The organism is Halomonas sp. PAMB 3232 (assembly GCF_031954225.1).
Classification (GTDB): Bacteria; Pseudomonadota; Gammaproteobacteria; order Pseudomonadales; family Halomonadaceae; genus Vreelandella.
The window spans coordinates 1,800,975-1,816,249 of sequence record NZ_CP134865.1 but is presented as its reverse complement, the minus strand read 5'-3'; the positions used below and the strand labels follow the sequence as shown (position 1 = coordinate 1,816,249).

Below are 15,275 nucleotides of genomic sequence, written 5' to 3'. Positions count from 1 at the left end.
CCGGCACAACACTGGCTCGGGCAGCTATCCTCTTGAATACGCCTGTTCGCCTTTTCAGTGCGAGAGGCTCTACCGACAACAGCGAGGTTACCCATGGCAGGATTCGACAAGCGCGTCGCTTCTTATGAAGAAGCGATGGAAGGTATCGAGAGCGGAATGACCGTGCTGGCGGGCGGCTTCGGGCTCTGCGGCATTCCTGAAAACCTGATTGCCGAGATCCAGCGCCGCGGCGTCAAGGATCTGACCGTGGCTTCCAACAACTGCGGTGTCGACGGCTTCGGCCTCGGCCTTCTGCTCGAAAAGCGTCAGATCAGCAAGATCTACGCCTCTTATGTCGGCGAGAACGCGCTGTTCGAGCAGCAGATGCTCAACGAAGAGATCGACGTCGTACTGACGCCTCAAGGGACGCTAGCCGAAAGAATGCGCGCCGGCGGCGCGGGCATTCCGGCGTTCTATACCGCGACCGGCTACGGCACGCCGATCGCTGAAGGCAAGGAAGTACGTGAGTTCGGCGGCCGCCACTACATTCTCGAAGAGGCACTGGTGGGTGATTTCGCCATCGTCAAGGGCTGGAAGGCGGACCGCTACGGCAACGTGATGTATCGCCACACCGCGCAGAACTTCAACCCCATGGCCGCCACCGCCGGCCGAATCACCGTCGTGGAAGTCGAGGAGATCGTTGAGCCCGGCGAAATGGACCCGAGCCAGATTCACACGCCGGGCATCTACGTCGACCGGATCATTCAGGGCTCGTTCGAAAAGCGCATCGAAAAACGCACGGTTCGAAACTAACCGCCGGACGTCATCGACACCGACTCCATCGACCAATCATTATTGATTTGAGGACATTACCATGGCGCTAACACGTGAGCAGATGGCCCAGCGCGTTGCCCGCGAACTCAAGGACGGCTTCTACGTCAATCTCGGAATCGGCATTCCCACCCTGGTGGCCAACTATGTCCCGGAAGGCATCGACGTGATGCTGCAGTCCGAAAACGGGCTGTTGGGCATGGGGCGCTACCCGACTGACGAAGAGCTCGACCCGGACATGATCAACGCCGGCAAGGAAACGGTCACGGCCCGCCCGGGGGCGGCGATTTTTTCATCCGCAGAGTCGTTTGCCATGATTCGCGGCGGCCACGTGGATCTGACCGTTCTGGGCGCTTTCGAGGTGGACCAGAATGGCAACATCGCCTCCTGGATGATTCCCGGCAAGCTGATCAAGGGCATGGGGGGGGCGATGGATCTGGTCGCCGGCGCCGAGAACATCATTTGCACCATGACCCATGCTTCCAAAAACGGTGAATCCAAGCTGTTGGAAAAATGCGAACTGCCGCTGACCGGTGCGGGCTGCATTAGCCGCGTGCTGACCGATCTTGCCTATCTTGAGATCGAGAACGGGGCGTTCGTGTTGAAAGAGCGTGCGCCGGGAGTGAGCGTCGAGGAGATCAAGGAGAAAACTGCCGGCAAACTCATCGTGCCCGATCACGTGCCGGAGATGGAGTTTGCCGAGCCCTGATGTCACGTAAAAGGCGAGATGGCGTGTTCGTCACGCCATCTCGCAGCGGGTGTGGGCCGGTAAAAGCTCTTCGCCCAGGGTGGCGGAGCTTTCGCTCAGCACCTTTTGCGCCAGTGCCAGCCCGCCAAGACAGAGCCGGTGCTCATCGCCCTCGCGAAACACCAGCTTTTGCGGCATGGCGGGATAGAAGCGGTGCTCGAGCGAACTCGAGACGGGGAAAATGCCGTTTTGTCGGTTCGTCGAGCACTGCATACCGGCTTGGCCCAGCGCTTTGTCGAGGGCGGTGATGGGTTCGCCGAGCGCCCGGCAGTCAAAGCCGGCATGGTGCAGCCGTGGACCCATGGCGGCGAGCCATGCTGCCAGCGGGTGCTCCGCTTCCAGCTGCTGATAGAGCGCCCAGGAGGGCATGGGCCAGGGCCGCCCGCGACACAACAGGTTATGTCCCTTGCAGTCCTGCGGGTGGCTCTGTTCGATCAGCGCCATCAAGGCGTTGCGCGGCGTGGTGCACAGGGCACCAAGCTGAAGCTCTACCAGCACCAGCCAGCTGCTGCCCGGCGCTCCGAGCAAATGAATGATCAGCCCCTTGTCTGCCAGGGCGTATTGAGTAGCGCAAGCGTACCCCATTCGCTGGAGCGTTTGGGTGAGACGCCGTGCGCTGAAGGGGCCGTGATTGAGGGTCAGCAGGGTGAGGTAGTCCGCCTTGACGTCCAGCGGCCAGATGCCCAGCCCGCCAACATCCGGATGGGTATGAATGTAATCGAGCCAAAGCTGGCGTTCGAACTCTTCACGTTGCATGGCGCGTGTCCTTGCCGACTTTTTCGGTCTTGTTAGGGAGGATGCCCTCCCAGTATAGGCAGCAAGGTTCTACACGGGTTCCGCGTGAGAGTGTGAGGGCTATCAACGCATCAGGCGAGCAGGTCGTTGTCACGAACGTAGCGGTCGAACTCGGAGAAGCCACCGATGTGGTTCTGGTCGATGAATACTTGAGGCACGGTGTGGATCGGTTTGCCGGCGGTTTTGGCGATATCTTCCTTGGTCACGCCTTCCGAGGGCATATCGACGTAGCGATAACCCTCTATTTTATGAGCGTTTTCGAGCTGCTCGGCGAGCTGCTTGGCCATAACGCAGAAAGGGCAGCTCATACGGCCAAAAATTACCACGAACATGAAAATTCCTTGGGTTGGTGAATGGCGTTTCGATCATTGTCGCTCAGGAGGGCTGCGTTGAACAATAACGCGTCGCGTTGGTTCAACGCACGATCACGGTTCTATACTGAGTGGGTTCTCATAGTAACTGGATGTCTTTTTTATAGGAGATGACTATGTCGGCAGGTGCGGATACAACGCCTCGGGTGGCACTGGTAACGGGTACGAGCAGTGGAATCGGCGCAAGCGTGGTCGAGCACTTTTGCAAGCAAGGGTTTCAGGTGCTGGCGGTGGATTTCAACGAGGCGGGTGAAAAGATCGCCAGCGACCAGGGCGCGGCGTTCTACCAGGCCGACCTGACCGACCCCGAGGCGTGTAAAAACGCCGTCAAGGAGGCGATCAAGCGCTTTGGTCGAGTGGATATCCTGGTCAACAACGCGGGTATTCAGCACGTCAGCGATATCGAGTCGTTTCCCGAAGAGAAGTGGCGAGCGATCATGAATTTGATGCTCACCGCGCCGTTCTTGCTTACCCAGGCGGTGTGGCCCTCGATGCGCGAAAACGGCTGGGGCCGCATCATCAATATCGCCTCCATTCACGCCCACGTGGCCTCACCGGGCAAGGCCGCCTACGTGACCGCCAAACACGGTTTGATCGGCATGACCAAAACCGCCGCGCTGGAGGGTGGGGAGCAGGGCATTACCGCCAACGCCGTGTGCCCGGCCTACGTCCAAACGCCCCTGGTCGAAAACCAGATCGCCGATCAGGCGAAGATGCACAAGATGGACGAGCAGGAAGTCATCGAGAAGATCATGCTCAAGGACGCTGCAATCAAGCGCCTGATCGAACCCGCCGAGGTCGCTCAGCTGGTGTGCTATCTGGCCTCCGATGCCGCCGGCTCCGTGACCGGCTCGAGCTTCAATATCGACCTTGGCTGGACGGCGCACTGATTCGGCTGGGTAACTTCGTTTTACCGAATGGCTGCATTAGCGTCGAACCGGACGTTTTTGCAGCTTTCGCTGCAGGGTGCGCCGGTGCATGCCCAGCGCCCGCGCGGTGGCGGAAATGTTGCCGTCGTGCTCCTGCAGCACCTTCTGAATATGCTCCCAGGTGATACGGTTAATTGACGGCGGGTTGTCCGCAAGCTCGATGTCCGGGTCGCCGCCGCCGTTTTCAAATGCCGCGATGACATCGTCGGCGTCCACCGGCTTGCACAGGTAGTGCACCGCGCCAAGCTTGATCGCCTCGACGGCGGTGGCGATGCTCGAGTAGCCCGTGAGCACCACGACGCGACAATCCGGCACCACCAATAGGAGCTCCGGCAAAAGCTTGAGCCCGGAGCTGTGCTCGAGTTTGAGATCGAGTGTGGCGATGGTCGGTGAGAACGACGTTGCGATCTCGAGCGCCTGCTCGGCATCGTGAGCGACCTTCACATCGAAGCCGCGGCGGGTAAGCGCTCGGCTTAACACGTGGCAAAACACGTCGTCGTCATCCACGATCAAAAGGCGCTGGTCATCTGTGTGCATGGTCTTCTCGCTTTCGTTGGGCAGCACTCACGCCTTCTCCGGCGCGTCGCTGCGCGGCAGCGTTACCTCGGTAAGCGTGCCGCCTTCCGGGTGGTTATAAAGGCTCACGCCGCCGCCAAAACGGTTGATGGTGGCATGGGTTAAAAATAGACCAATGCCCATGCCCTTGCTCTTGGTCGACACGAAGGTGTCGCCGAGCTGGTCGGCGATCGACATCGAAACCCCCGGACCGTGGTCGCGAATGTCGATGATGACGTTATCGTCGAACCAGTCCAGTCGAATGGCGATTTGGTCCGGATGCGCGTCGGCGGCGTTGTTCAAAAGGTTGGTCAGTGCCTGGTCGAGGGTAGCATCGACCAGTAGCCAGGGTCGCCCGCGGCGATTCGGCGTCTCGAGCGTATGGGTGACATCCGGGCGGATGACCAGCCAGCGCTGGATGACGCTGGAAAGCCAGGCCTCGCCATCCTGAACCTCCGGCTCCGCCATGCGTCGACGGTCGGCGCTGGTGACCAGGTGCTGCAGCCGTGATTTGCAGACATCTACCTGCTGGCGCAACAGCGCGATGTCCTCATAAAGCGGCGAGTCGTCAGCGGCTTCCGCCTGCATCTCTTTTAAAAGCACCGCCATGGTGGAAAGCGGTGTGCCGAGTTCGTGAGCGGTGCCCGCTGCCTGGGTGGCCACCGCCAGCACCTGCTCGTTTCGAAGTGCGGCTTCACGGGTGCGCGATAGCGCCTTGTCGCGGCTTCGAAGCGCATGGGCCATTTTGTAAATGAAAAAGGTAACAAGCCCCGCCGAAAGCCCGAAGTTGAGCCACATACCCACGACATGCAGGTTCAAAAGGCTGTCGCTATCGATATGGCTGAGCTGGGCGATGGGGTGGTAATCCACCATCAGGTAGCTGTAGCCCGCCATGGCGCAACCGGCGATGATCCAGGCGTGGCGCCAGGGCAGCGTTGCCGCGGCAATGGTCACCGGTACCAGGTAGTAGGTAATGAATGGATTGGTCGAACCGCCAGTGAAGTAGAACAGCAGTGTCAGCCCGGCAATGTCCGCCAGCAGGTGGAGAAGATACTCAAGATGGCTGACGGCCCGCGGGCGCCCGAGCCGCCACCAGGTGAGGATGTTCAAAAGGCCCATGGATACCACGACGCTGATGACCGTGGCGGTCTCGAGCTCGAAATCGAGCACCTCGACGCCTATAAGGATCGCCAACAAAAAGCCGGTCCAGGTGATACCTCGAACGATGGTCAGGCGCACCAGGTTGCGGTTGGGGGTCGAAAGCGGCAGCGGCAGGGCGGTTTGCATGAAAGGCTACTTGTCGGTGACGGTCAATGGGAGTGCGCGCGAGACGTCTTGACCGAGTGAATGACGAACTTGATGAAAAGCGTCATCACATAGGTCAGCCAGCCAGCGGTCGCCAGCAGGTTGAAAACCAGAATCTTGGGCGGAAGCCAGGCCCGGCCCACAAGCGCCTCCAATAAAATATGCAAGAGCATGGCCAGCAGAAGCGGCAGCGCCAGGGTGTGAATCCACATATCGGTGCGGCGCTTGCGCACATGGTAGCGGCGCAGCATGAAACGCATGGGCTTATGCGCCCAGCTAAACAGCACCAGCGTGCCCACCACGAAGAGCATCGCAATCGTTGGTTCGGTACTGCCCCGATGGGTCGATGCGGAAACGGACCAGGCGAGCGCGAGCCACATTAGCCCCTCGATGCTGGTGAGAATGTCAGCGTAGCGCCTCACGTTTTGCATAGGCGGATAATGTCCTGGAAAAGGTCTGAATGTGAGATGACAAAGCGAAGTAAAGCGCTGACATGATACGACACTTGCCAGGCGCTGTGGCCCCCCGGCGGAGGATTAAACTGCTGGTCGAACCGTTGCATCGAAGCTCCGGATTCATCCCTGGCTGGCTTCGGGTATACTGGCGGGCGCTTTCTACATACCGCTTGTAAAGGATAGACCGTGGACTCTATTACGTTGACTCGCCCTGATGATTGGCACCTTCACCTGCGCGACGGCGAGGTGCTCGAGGCGGTCGTGAACCACACCGCCGCGCAGATGGGGCGTGCGATCATCATGCCCAATCTGAAGCCGCCGATCACCACGACCGACCAGGCGCTGGCTTACCGCGAGCGCATTTTGAAGGCGCTCGCGCCGGACAGTGCGTTCGAGCCCTTGATGACGCTCTACCTGACCGATTTCACCACCGCTGACGAGATCGAGAAGGCGCATGCCAGCGGTGTGGTCAAGGCAGTCAAGCTCTATCCGGCTGGAGCGACGACCAACTCGGCGTCCGGGGTGACCGATATCGCCCATTGCGAGGCCGCGATTACCGCCATGGAGCGGGTCGGCATGCCGCTTTTGATTCACGGTGAGGTGACCGATAGCAATATCGACATCTTCGATCGCGAAGCGGCCTTTATCGAGCGCGTGCTCAAGCCGCTGCTCGAACGCCACCCGACGCTCAAGGTGGTGTCCGAGCACATCACGACCCAGCAGGCCGCCGAGTTCGTGGCCAATGGCCCCGATAACCTGGCCGCCACGATTACCGCGCATCATCTTCTGTTCAACCGGAACCAGATGCTGGCCGGCGGCATTCGCCCGCACTACTACTGCCTGCCGATTCTAAAACGTGAACAGCACCGCCAGGCGCTGCTGAAAGCCGCCACCAGCGGAAGCCCGAAATTCTTTTTGGGTACCGACAGCGCGCCGCACGAGAAGGCCGACAAGGAGTCGAGCTGCGGCTGCGCGGGCGCCTACACCGCGCCGGCAGCGCTCGAGCTTTACGCCACTGCCTTCGATCAAATGGGAGCGCTCGATAAACTCGAGGCCTTCGCGAGCCTCAACGGCCCACGCTTTTACGGGCTGGCGCCGAATGCTGATCGCGTTACCCTCGAGCGTCGTGCGCTGGCGCTGCCCTCCCACTACGCTTACGGCGACGGATGCTCGATCGTACCGCTGCTGGCCGGAGAAGCGCTGGAGTGGTCGATGGTGCGCTAACAGTGCATTGGAAAGTGCTGTTGATATAAACACATCGAGCGCGCCGTTAGGCGCGCTCGATGTGTTTTGACGACGTGCATTTTGAAGAAGCGTCAGGCGCTTTTATTGGCCAGGTCTTTTATTAGCCAGGTCTTTTATTGACCGAGCCGGATCAGCATGGCGTCGACCATGCGCGAGGAGTGATCCGCCGCGATGTCCAGAAACTGCTCGAAGGAGAGGTGATTGTCGCCGGCGCCGGGAATATCGGAAAGCGCACGGATCACCACAAAGGGGCAGCCGTAGAGATAGCAGGTTTGCGCGATGGCCGCGGCTTCCATTTCGACCGCAAGCATTGCGGGAAACTGCGCGCGTGTGGCGGCAACGCGCGCCGGGTCCGCCATGAAGGCGTCGCCGGTTGCGATCAAACCTTCGCGCACGTTCACTTCACCAAGGTCGATAATTGCCTGACGGGCGACGTCGCAAAGCGCGCTATCGGCCACGTAGGCGGCGGGCATGCCGGGTACCTGACCCATTTCATAGCCGAACACCACCGCATCGACATCGTGATGGCGCACTTCGCTCGAGATGATGATGTCGCCGATATCGAGATCCAGGGCGAAGCCGCCGGCCGAGCCGGTATTGATGATCGCCTCGGGCTGGTAGCGCTCGAGCAGCACCGCCGTACCCACCGCGGCGTTCACCTTACCAATACCTGACTGCAGGATGACGACCTCGAGGCCGTGACGCGTGCCGCTATAGAACACGAACCCGGCATGCTCGAGGCGCTCAACCCCTTCGAGCTGGCCCGCCAGTATGCTTACTTCCTGCGCCATCGCGCCGATGATTCCAATGCGTTGCACTCGGGCGTGCTCCTTGGTCGATTGTAGGTCCAGTGGGGGAGTCGTTCAGGTGATTCAAGCGTCGTGCGCTTCGGCGGCTTCCAGGGTGTTCTCCAAAAGCGTGGCCACGGTCATCGGGCCGACGCCACCGGGTACCGGCGTGATGAAGCTTGCGCGTTCGGCGGCCGCTTCGAAATCCACGTCGCCGGCGAGCTTGCCATCCTCTTGGCGGTTGATGCCGACATCGATGACCACGGCCCCTGGCTTGATCCACTCGCCCTTGACGAGCCCTGGCTTGCCTACGGCGACCACGACCAGATCCGCGCGGCGAACGTGAGCCTCCAGATTCTGGGTGAAGCGATGACACACGGTGGTGGTACAGCCCGCCAGCATCAGCTCCATGGCCATCGGCCGGCCCACGATGTTGGAAGCGCCGACCACCGTGGCGTCCAGGCCGCGCACGTCGATGTCACTCTCTGATAGCAGCGTCATGATCCCCTTGGGCGTGCAGGGGCGTAGCGCGGGAGAACGCTGAGCCAGCCGGCCCAGGTTATAGGGGTGAAAGCCGTCGACATCCTTGTCCGGGCGAATGCGCTCGAGGATCGGGCGGGCATCCAGATGCTCCGGCAGCGGCAGTTGAACCAGAATGCCGTCGACCTGGGTGTCGTTGTTCAAACGGTCGACCAGTGCTTCGAGCTCGTGCTGGGTAGTGTTGGTCGAGAGCTGATGCTGAAAGGAGAGAATGCCGGCCTGGTCGCAGGCGCGGTGTTTGTTATTGACGTACACATGAGAGGCCGGGTCATCGCCTACCACCACCACGGCTAATCCGGGGGCGCGAGCGCCGGCCTGTAAGCGGGCAGCGGTTTTCTCGGCAACGCGATGGCGGACATTAGCGGCGATGGTTTTGCCATCGATGAGTTGGGCGGTCATGTAGTGAGGTCCCTTAGGAGGTGATGAGCGAATCAAAAGCCGACGCAAGGTGGAGACGTCAGCGAATGACCAATTTTCGCATGTTGGGCCTGGTAGGCAAAGCGAACAGCGTCAAAGCCTTTAAGTCTTGACTTTAAAATTAAAAATAGTAGTATGTGCCTCGCTTGAGACGGGCCAAGCGGCAGCGTCAAGGGTAGTCATCGGGATGTAGCGCAGTCTGGTAGCGCGCCTGCTTTGGGAGCAGGATGTCGGGGGTTCGAATCCCTCCATCCCGACCACGTACCTCGCGCTTCAAGTGGCATAGAGCTTCTCCGGGCGTGGGTTGTGGTAGAGTGCTCAGCGGTGTTCGGTTCGAGAATACCTTGTGCGCCCATAGCTCAACCGGATAGAGCAACGGCCTTCTAAGCCGTAGGTTGCGGGTTCAAGTCCTGCTGGGCGTGCCACGAAAGTGGTCGCAGTGCTCGAGCGCAGGCAGTACGTTTTGCTTTAGCGTCAATGGTGGATGTAGCTCAGTGGTAGAGCCCCGGATTGTGGCTCCGGTGGTCGTGGGTTCGATCCCCATCATCCACCCCATTGATGGCAGTCAAAGCAGCGTATGGTCAAGGCAGTACAGGTAACAGGTTGTGGTGGATGTAGCTCAGTGGTAGAGCCCCGGATTGTGGCTCCGGTGGTCGTGGGTTCGATCCCCATCATCCACCCCAGTAACCTTTACTTTTCCCTCCGTTGGTCAATGTTTCCTCCTATCGTATTTTCTCCTACTTCGAGCGCTTTCGCCTCGAAGGTTTTGTGCGTTTTAAACCTTTTCAAATGGCCATTCCTGCTCAATAAAGTCACTTTATTGGCCGTAGTGTTTTTTCCTGTTTATTGGGCTTTAAAGACATTTTCCACCGCGGAATCAGATAAACCAATATTTCAGCCTGAGTAAAACGATTAAAACGGTCGATTCCGCTGTGCATTGCGCCCGCAAGAGGTGGTAATTTTATCCTCATTCAGGATATCCAGTTTTACCACCACACATAATGACAGGGCGGGAGAGAGTCGATGGCCAAGCGGCAGGTAGCGGTACTCGGTGCGGGAATGGTGGGCGTCAGCGTCGCGTGGCATCTTCAAAAGCGGGGTTTCGACGTAACGCTGATCGACCGGCGCCAGCCCGGACGCGAAACCTCCTATGGCAACGCCGGCATCGTTCAGCGAGAAGCCGTTCGCCCTTACGCGTTTCCTCGGGACATGAAAACGATTTTAAGCGTACTGCCCAACAGGCGCGTCGACATTCGCTACCGCCCCAAAGGCATGCTCAACGCTTTTTCGCCACTTGTGAGCTACTGGCACAACTCTTCCACCGGGCGGTATCAGAAAATCGTTCCCGAGTACGCCTCACTCATCGGGCTTTGCCTGGAGGCGCACGGCAAGATGATCGAAGCGGCCGGCGCGGGTCATCTGGTGCGTCGGGATGGCTGGCTGGAAATCTACCGGACTCAGGAAAAACTCGACAAGCGCGGGGTCGAGGCCAAAGAGGCGCTCAAGCTCTATGGCGTTCGCTTCGAGGTGCTGGACCGCGCCGCGCTCATCGAAAAGGAGCCGGATCTGAGTGAGAAGATCATCGGCGCCATCCACTGGCTCGATCCCTGGACGGTGGCCGACCCGGGGGCGCTGGTGGCCGCTTACGCCAATGCGTTCGTTCTGCAAGGCGGTACCATCCTTCAGGCCGATATCGAGGATGTGGAGCCCCAAGGCGAAGGCTATCGGGTAAAGACCGATCAGTGTGAGCTTGCGGTCGACGATGTGGTCATGGCGCTGGGCCCCTGGGCGGGCCAGTGGGCCTCGAAGCTTGGCTATCGCATTCCCACGTTCGTCAAGCGCGGCTACCACATGCACTACGCCACACAGGCGCCGGCGAAGCTCAACTACTGGCTGATGGATGCCGAGGTCGGGTATCTGCTAGCGCCCATGAACGCGGGTGTGCGTCTGACCACCGGCGCCGAGCTCGACCGGCTTGAGTCGCCGGCAGACGAGCACCAGCTCGAGGCTGCTGAAAACGTCGCTCGGGGCGTTTTCCCGCTCGCCGAGCGCAAGGAGCCGGTCGCCTGGAAGGGCGCACGGCCGTGTCTACCGGACATGAAACCGATCATTGGCCCGGCGCCTCGCCATCAAGGGCTATGGTTCGCTTTCGGTCACGGCCATCAGGGCTTTACTCTGGGGCCTGCGACCGGCGAGCTTCTGGCGGATATCATGGAAGGCAAGACACCTGCCATCGATATGTCGCCGTTTCGCGCCGATCGTTTCTAATAAATAGGTTTTAATGAACCGGTTTTTTGAATTGGTAAAATGGCGCTTTGCTGGCGCATTTTTCTAGTGCTTGCTAAGCTTGACGACATTACGGTTTTAATGTGAGGTGAGATAATGGATATCACAGCTAGCAACGCCGTTAGTCAGGCGCTTTACATGAATCAGGCGCAAACCGCTGAACAGGCGCAAATGCAGCTTTTTCGCCAGGCACTCGACATGCAGGCCCAGCAGGTGACCGAAGTACTGGCCAGTGCCAACGTGACGGCGCAGCCGGATCTGGCAACCGAAGGGTCGCTGGGAACGCAAATCAACACCTACGCTTGATCGAGCAAACCCCACCTGGTGTAGGCTACAACAAAAAAGAGTCGCTATTGGCGGCTCTTTTTTTATGCACCTATGCAGGCATTCGATAGCACGCTTGAAAGGGCGTGGCACCGTTTGGCCCGGAACGTTACAATTCGCCCCAATCCTACTCACTCAGCCCGCTCAACTTTATTAGCACATGTCTTGAGTACATGGCTGAGTACACATGTTTATTGAGGCACGATGAAAGAGACGCAGTTGGCCCGTGAAGCGGAGCTTAGACGCACCTTCGCTATCATATCGCACCCGGATGCGGGTAAAACCACGATTACCGAGAAGATGCTGCTGTTTGGAAACGCCATTCAGATGGCGGGCTCGGTCAAGAGCAAGCGCAATGACCGCCACGCGACATCCGACTGGATGAAGATGGAGCAGGAGCGCGGTATCTCGGTGACCACCTCGGTGATGCAGTTCCCCTATGGTGGGCGTATCGTCAATCTGCTCGACACCCCCGGTCACGAGGACTTCTCGGAAGATACCTACCGGACGCTGACCGCGGTCGACTCCGCCCTGATGGTGATCGACGGCGCCAAGGGCGTCGAGGACCGTACCATCAAGCTGATGGAAGTGTGCCGACTGCGCACCACGCCGATTCTCACCTTCATCAACAAGATGGACCGTGACATTCGCGACCCGATCGAGGTGATGGACGAGGTCGAAACGGTTCTCAACATTCAGTGTGCGCCGATGACCTGGCCGATCGGTATGGGGCGTCACTTCAAGGGGGTTTATCACCTCTATAACGATGTGATCCATCTCTATACCCAGGGCCAAGGCAATCGTATTTCCGAAGACAAGCGCATCGAAGGGCTGGATAGTCCGGAAGTCGATACGCTGCTCGGTGAAGAGCAGGCTGAAGAGCTTCGCATGGAGATCGAGCTGGTGCGCGGCGCCTCCCACGCTTTCGATCTCGACGCCTACCGGCGCGGCGCGCTGAGCCCGGTCTACTTCGGCACCGCCATGGGCAACTTCGGCGTGCGCGAAATGCTCGATGGCTTCGTCGAATACGCCCCGGCGCCGCAGCCGCGCGAGACCGACACCCGGGAAGTGACCGCCAGTGACGAGCGCTTCACCGGCTTCGTGTTCAAGATTCAGGCGAACATGGACCCGAATCACCGCGACCGCATCGCCTTTTTACGGGTTTGCTCCGGCAAGTACGAGAAGAACATGAAGATGCGCCACGTGCGTATTGGCAAGGACGTCAAGATCGCCGACGCCCTGACCTTCATGGCCTCGGACCGCTCCCAGGTCGAGGAAGCCTGGCCTGGCGATATCATCGGCCTGCACAATCACGGCACGGTACAGATCGGCGATACCTTCACCGTGGGCGAGGACATGCGCTTTACCGGCATCCCACACTTTGCCCCGGAGCTTTTCAAGCGCGTGCGCCTGAAAGATCCGCTGAGAATGAAGGCGCTGCAGAAAGGCTTGCAGCAGCTTTCGGAAGAGGGCGCCACCCAGGTCTTCATGCCGATGGACAACAACGACCTGATTCTCGGCGCGGTGGGAACGCTGCAGTTCGACGTAGTCGCGCACCGCCTGAAAGAGGAGTACAAGGTCGACTGTATTTACGAAGGGGTGAACGTGCAGACCGCCCGCTGGATATACTGCGACGATGCGAAGAAGCTTGAGGAGTTCAAGCGCAAAGCGAGTGCGAACCTTGCCATCGATGGCGGAGGCTATCTCACCTATATCGCCCCGACCCGGGTCAACCTGCAGATGACTCAGGAGCGCTGGCCAGACATTCGCTTCCAGCCTACCCGCGAGCACTAAGTCTCTCGTAGCATGTTGAAGTCGTTTATTGCATAACGCGGCTTCAGGCAAAACGGCCCGGCAGACTGACGTTTGCCGGGCCGTTTGATATAGCGGGCTCGTTAGGTCGACATCAGACTCGCCGAGAGCTGCTCCGGGTCCAGGCGCTCGACGGCGTAGGGCAGCGACTCGAGCGTTACGGGCTGCTGGTTCAAATAAAGCGGCAGCGGCTCCTCGATGGCCTTGGTTGCCACCACCGCCAGCAGCTCGACGTGCCCCTGATCACCAAAGGCACTGCTGACCACCTCGCCCAGGCTTTTGTTTTCGTCACTTACCAGCGATTCAGTGGCGGCGGGCAGTGCATCCGCCTTCAGGCTTGCGCGCACCAAGCGCTTCTTGACCTGGCCGCGAAAGTGCGCCCGCGCTACGACTTCCTGGCCGGTGTAGCACCCTTTCTTGAAGCTGATACCCCCCAGCGCTTCCCAGTTGATCATTTGCGGCAGGAAATGATCTTCCTGGACTTCGTCAAGCCAGGCGATGCCGCTTCGAATGTCCGCCAGCCGCCAGGCGTTTTCGAGCGCCGCATCGGCGTCGGGCATATCGTCCTCGATACAAAAGAGGTAGCGCTCTTCAAAAGGCAGACGCAGTACCGATGCCTTCTCGTCGCCACTGTGCAGATAGCCGCTTGCGGGTAGCACGAGCCCCAGTGCCCTGGCGCGCTCGAGGGCCTGGGCTGGTCCGGCACCCACCAGAGCGATGGCGCAATTGAGGCTAAGCTCGGCGCGATAGAACACGGCAAACTTTTTAAGGTGAGTCGCGAGCTTGTCCGCCAGCGTGGTGCTGACCAGCAGGCGATAATGGTGCTCGGCAACCCGGAAAAGCTGACCGTTGGCGATGATGCGCCCCTTGGGCGTGCAGAAGCAGGTGAGCGGGGCGAAAGAACCGTTGGCCAGGCTCACCTGGGCGCTGGTCTGGCCCTGAAGGAACTTCTCGGCGTTCTCGCCCTTGATGTCCAGTATTGATAGGTGATCGAGGCGCACTTCACCATTAAAAGTGGGTAGGTGTTCGGTTGCCATACATGCTCCACGGCAAGGGGATTGAGAATGCGTCTAGCCTAACACTACTCAAGGCAGGTGCGGGCGCCAGGTTGTAATTGCAAGCCTGGCCCGCCGTGCTAGACTTCTCGGTCTGTATCAGTTTTGCATAGGTTCTGCTGCCCGGTTTTGCAGCAAGCCTTTGCACGAGTTTACCGGCGCTGGCGCCGGCTCAAGTAAAGGACGTGTCATGGCTACTCAATCGCTGAGCTTCAAGGGTGTACAAAACGCCGATCAGGTCAACCGAATCACCACCGCGCTAATGATGCTCGACGGCGTGGAGAGTGCGGAGGTCGGCCGCCACGGTGCGGAAGTGGAAGGACGGGCGAGCCACCAGACCCTCGTCAAGGCGGTGAAGGATCTCAAGCTAGGCGTCGAGGTCTCATGATGCGCACCCCCATCACGCTGATCAGCGAACGCAACCGGACGTTTCGCCACCGTATCGAGGTCGAAAGCATCGAGGCCCTTTACGCCGATGCCCCCAAAGGGCTTGGCGGCGACGGCCAGGACCCGGACCCCCACGACTACTTCGATATGGCGCTGGGCAGCTGCAAGGCGATCACCGTGCAGATGTACGCCAGGCGCAAGGAGTGGCCGCTCGAAGGTATCACGGTGACCATTGCGCGTGACGACCGCAAGGAGCGTGAAGGCGAATATGGGCTGGACGTACGTCTCGACTTCCAGGGGCCGCTGGATGACGCGATGAAACAGAAACTTCTGGACATCAGCAGCCGCTGCCCGGTGCAGCGCTTGATGACCGAGGCAACGGTCACCATCGAGACCCGGCTTGCGAGTGCGACTGACGCCTCGCGCCAATAGTCCTTTTCAAGAACGGGAGTA

17 protein-coding genes and 4 tRNA genes are annotated in these 15,275 nt (G+C 59.7%); 13 read left to right on the top strand and 8 right to left on the bottom strand.

The features are described from left to right. The first annotated feature begins 93 nt into the window (after positions 1-93). Together RN346_RS08305 and RN346_RS08300 are read left to right on the top strand one after the other, a co-directional pair. On the top strand, positions 94-792 hold the full coding sequence (locus tag RN346_RS08305) for a CoA transferase subunit A (protein ID WP_311960790.1): 699 nt from the start codon (positions 94-96) through the stop codon (positions 790-792). A gap of 61 nt (positions 793-853) precedes the next feature. Then, positions 854-1,519, top strand: coding sequence for a CoA transferase subunit B (locus RN346_RS08300; protein WP_263587254.1), 666 nt, complete (start codon positions 854-856; stop codon positions 1,517-1,519). Between the two features lie 30 nt (positions 1,520-1,549). Here RN346_RS08300 and RN346_RS08295 read toward each other — a convergent pair whose 3' ends face one another. Both RN346_RS08295 and RN346_RS08290 read right to left on the bottom strand, forming a co-directional pair. Next, positions 1,550-2,314: a DUF1338 domain-containing protein gene (locus tag RN346_RS08295; protein WP_311962664.1), complete on the bottom strand. Its 765-nt coding sequence runs from the start codon at positions 2,312-2,314 to the stop codon at positions 1,550-1,552. Positions 2,315-2,424: 110 nt separating this feature from the next. Continuing rightward, complete coding sequence (locus RN346_RS08290) at positions 2,425-2,685, bottom strand: GrxA family glutaredoxin (protein WP_263587256.1); 261 nt, start codon at positions 2,683-2,685, stop codon at positions 2,425-2,427. A gap of 155 nt (positions 2,686-2,840) precedes the next feature. Here RN346_RS08290 and RN346_RS08285 point away from each other — a divergent pair, with 155 nt between their 5' ends. After that, positions 2,841-3,614, top strand: a complete 774-nt coding sequence (locus RN346_RS08285; RefSeq protein WP_311960789.1) for a 3-hydroxybutyrate dehydrogenase — start codon at positions 2,841-2,843, stop codon at positions 3,612-3,614. 36 nt (positions 3,615-3,650) lie between these two features. Here RN346_RS08285 and RN346_RS08280 read toward each other — a convergent pair whose 3' ends face one another. The 3 genes from RN346_RS08280 to RN346_RS08270 are packed head-to-tail and all read right to left on the bottom strand — an operon-like array spanning position 3,651 to position 5,944. Beyond that, a complete protein-coding gene (locus RN346_RS08280; RefSeq protein WP_263587258.1) occupies positions 3,651-4,190 on the bottom strand; it encodes a response regulator transcription factor in 540 nt (179 codons plus the stop codon). 27 nt (positions 4,191-4,217) lie between these two features. Next, a complete protein-coding gene (locus tag RN346_RS08275; RefSeq protein ID WP_311962663.1) occupies positions 4,218-5,495 on the bottom strand; it encodes an ATP-binding protein in 1,278 nt (425 codons plus the stop codon). Between the two features lie 23 nt (positions 5,496-5,518). Next, positions 5,519-5,944, bottom strand: a complete 426-nt coding sequence (locus RN346_RS08270; RefSeq protein ID WP_263587260.1) for a hypothetical protein — start codon at positions 5,942-5,944, stop codon at positions 5,519-5,521. A 210-nt stretch (positions 5,945-6,154) separates the two neighbouring features. Between RN346_RS08270 and pyrC the strand changes: the two genes are divergently transcribed. After that, a complete protein-coding gene (gene pyrC, locus RN346_RS08265; protein ID WP_311962662.1) occupies positions 6,155-7,192 on the top strand; it encodes a dihydroorotase in 1,038 nt (345 codons plus the stop codon). Between the two features lie 134 nt (positions 7,193-7,326). Here pyrC and mtnN read toward each other — a convergent pair whose 3' ends face one another. After that, positions 7,327-8,031, bottom strand: a complete 705-nt coding sequence (gene mtnN, locus RN346_RS08260) for a 5'-methylthioadenosine/S-adenosylhomocysteine nucleosidase (protein ID WP_311962661.1) — start codon at positions 8,029-8,031, stop codon at positions 7,327-7,329. Between the two features lie 54 nt (positions 8,032-8,085). Then, complete coding sequence (gene folD, locus RN346_RS08255) at positions 8,086-8,940, bottom strand: bifunctional methylenetetrahydrofolate dehydrogenase/methenyltetrahydrofolate cyclohydrolase FolD (RefSeq protein ID WP_311962660.1); 855 nt, start codon at positions 8,938-8,940, stop codon at positions 8,086-8,088. A 201-nt stretch (positions 8,941-9,141) separates the two neighbouring features. On the opposite strand from folD, the gene RN346_RS08250 reads away from it, so the two are divergent. From RN346_RS08250 to RN346_RS08220, 7 genes are all read left to right on the top strand, one after another. Next, positions 9,142-9,218: transfer RNA gene (locus RN346_RS08250), tRNA-Pro, on the top strand. An 88-nt stretch (positions 9,219-9,306) separates the two neighbouring features. Next, positions 9,307-9,383, top strand: a tRNA-Arg gene (locus RN346_RS08245). A gap of 55 nt (positions 9,384-9,438) precedes the next feature. Continuing rightward, positions 9,439-9,513: transfer RNA gene (locus RN346_RS08240), tRNA-His, on the top strand. A 53-nt stretch (positions 9,514-9,566) separates the two neighbouring features. Further along, positions 9,567-9,641 (top strand) — tRNA-His (locus RN346_RS08235). Between the two features lie 340 nt (positions 9,642-9,981). Beyond that, positions 9,982-11,226 carry an FAD-binding oxidoreductase gene (locus tag RN346_RS08230; RefSeq protein ID WP_311962659.1) on the top strand — a complete coding sequence of 415 codons (1,245 nt, stop codon included), beginning with the start codon at positions 9,982-9,984 and terminating at the stop codon, positions 11,224-11,226. A 114-nt stretch (positions 11,227-11,340) separates the two neighbouring features. Next, complete coding sequence (locus RN346_RS08225) at positions 11,341-11,550, top strand: putative motility protein (RefSeq protein ID WP_311962658.1); 210 nt, start codon at positions 11,341-11,343, stop codon at positions 11,548-11,550. A gap of 222 nt (positions 11,551-11,772) precedes the next feature. Further along, positions 11,773-13,362, top strand: coding sequence for a peptide chain release factor 3 (locus RN346_RS08220; protein WP_263587266.1), 1,590 nt, complete (start codon positions 11,773-11,775; stop codon positions 13,360-13,362). A 101-nt stretch (positions 13,363-13,463) separates the two neighbouring features. Here RN346_RS08220 and RN346_RS08215 read toward each other — a convergent pair whose 3' ends face one another. Then, positions 13,464-14,417 (bottom strand): folate-binding protein, encoded by a 954-nt coding sequence (locus RN346_RS08215; RefSeq protein ID WP_311962657.1) that lies wholly within the window; start codon positions 14,415-14,417, stop codon positions 13,464-13,466. Positions 14,418-14,625: 208 nt separating this feature from the next. On the opposite strand from RN346_RS08215, the gene RN346_RS08210 reads away from it, so the two are divergent. After that, the gene (locus RN346_RS08210) at positions 14,626-14,823 is read left to right on the top strand and encodes a hypothetical protein (RefSeq protein ID WP_263587268.1); all 198 of its coding nucleotides are present in this window, start codon (positions 14,626-14,628) and stop codon (positions 14,821-14,823) included. Further along, positions 14,820-15,254 carry an OsmC family protein gene (locus RN346_RS08205; protein ID WP_311960783.1) on the top strand — a complete coding sequence of 145 codons (435 nt, stop codon included), beginning with the start codon at positions 14,820-14,822 and terminating at the stop codon, positions 15,252-15,254. The genes RN346_RS08210 and RN346_RS08205 overlap by 4 nt, the downstream gene beginning before the upstream one ends. Positions 15,255-15,275 lie beyond the last annotated feature (21 nt).

Excerpts from the sequence above, each read along its gene's own strand:
- RN346_RS08305 (WP_311960790.1), top strand. The coding sequence starts at position 94 with ATGGCAGGATTCGACAAGCGCGTCGCTTCTTATGAAGAAGCGATGGAA.
- RN346_RS08300 (WP_263587254.1), top strand. The coding sequence starts at position 854 with ATGGCGCTAACACGTGAGCAGATGGCCCAGCGCGTTGCCCGCGAACTC.
- RN346_RS08295 (WP_311962664.1), bottom strand. The coding sequence starts at position 2,314 with ATGCAACGTGAAGAGTTCGAACGCCAGCTTTGGCTCGATTACATTCAT.
- RN346_RS08290 (WP_263587256.1), bottom strand. The coding sequence starts at position 2,685 with ATGTTCGTGGTAATTTTTGGCCGTATGAGCTGCCCTTTCTGCGTTATG.
- RN346_RS08285 (WP_311960789.1), top strand. The coding sequence starts at position 2,841 with ATGTCGGCAGGTGCGGATACAACGCCTCGGGTGGCACTGGTAACGGGT.
- RN346_RS08280 (WP_263587258.1), bottom strand. The coding sequence starts at position 4,190 with ATGCACACAGATGACCAGCGCCTTTTGATCGTGGATGACGACGACGTG.
- RN346_RS08275 (WP_311962663.1), bottom strand. The coding sequence starts at position 5,495 with ATGCAAACCGCCCTGCCGCTGCCGCTTTCGACCCCCAACCGCAACCTG.
- RN346_RS08270 (WP_263587260.1), bottom strand. The coding sequence starts at position 5,944 with ATGCAAAACGTGAGGCGCTACGCTGACATTCTCACCAGCATCGAGGGG.
- folD (WP_311962660.1), bottom strand. The coding sequence starts at position 8,940 with ATGACCGCCCAACTCATCGATGGCAAAACCATCGCCGCTAATGTCCGC.
- RN346_RS08230 (WP_311962659.1), top strand. The coding sequence starts at position 9,982 with ATGGCCAAGCGGCAGGTAGCGGTACTCGGTGCGGGAATGGTGGGCGTC.
- RN346_RS08225 (WP_311962658.1), top strand. The coding sequence starts at position 11,341 with ATGGATATCACAGCTAGCAACGCCGTTAGTCAGGCGCTTTACATGAAT.
- RN346_RS08220 (WP_263587266.1), top strand. The coding sequence starts at position 11,773 with ATGAAAGAGACGCAGTTGGCCCGTGAAGCGGAGCTTAGACGCACCTTC.
- RN346_RS08215 (WP_311962657.1), bottom strand. The coding sequence starts at position 14,417 with ATGGCAACCGAACACCTACCCACTTTTAATGGTGAAGTGCGCCTCGAT.
- RN346_RS08210 (WP_263587268.1), top strand. The coding sequence starts at position 14,626 with ATGGCTACTCAATCGCTGAGCTTCAAGGGTGTACAAAACGCCGATCAG.
- RN346_RS08205 (WP_311960783.1), top strand. The coding sequence starts at position 14,820 with ATGATGCGCACCCCCATCACGCTGATCAGCGAACGCAACCGGACGTTT.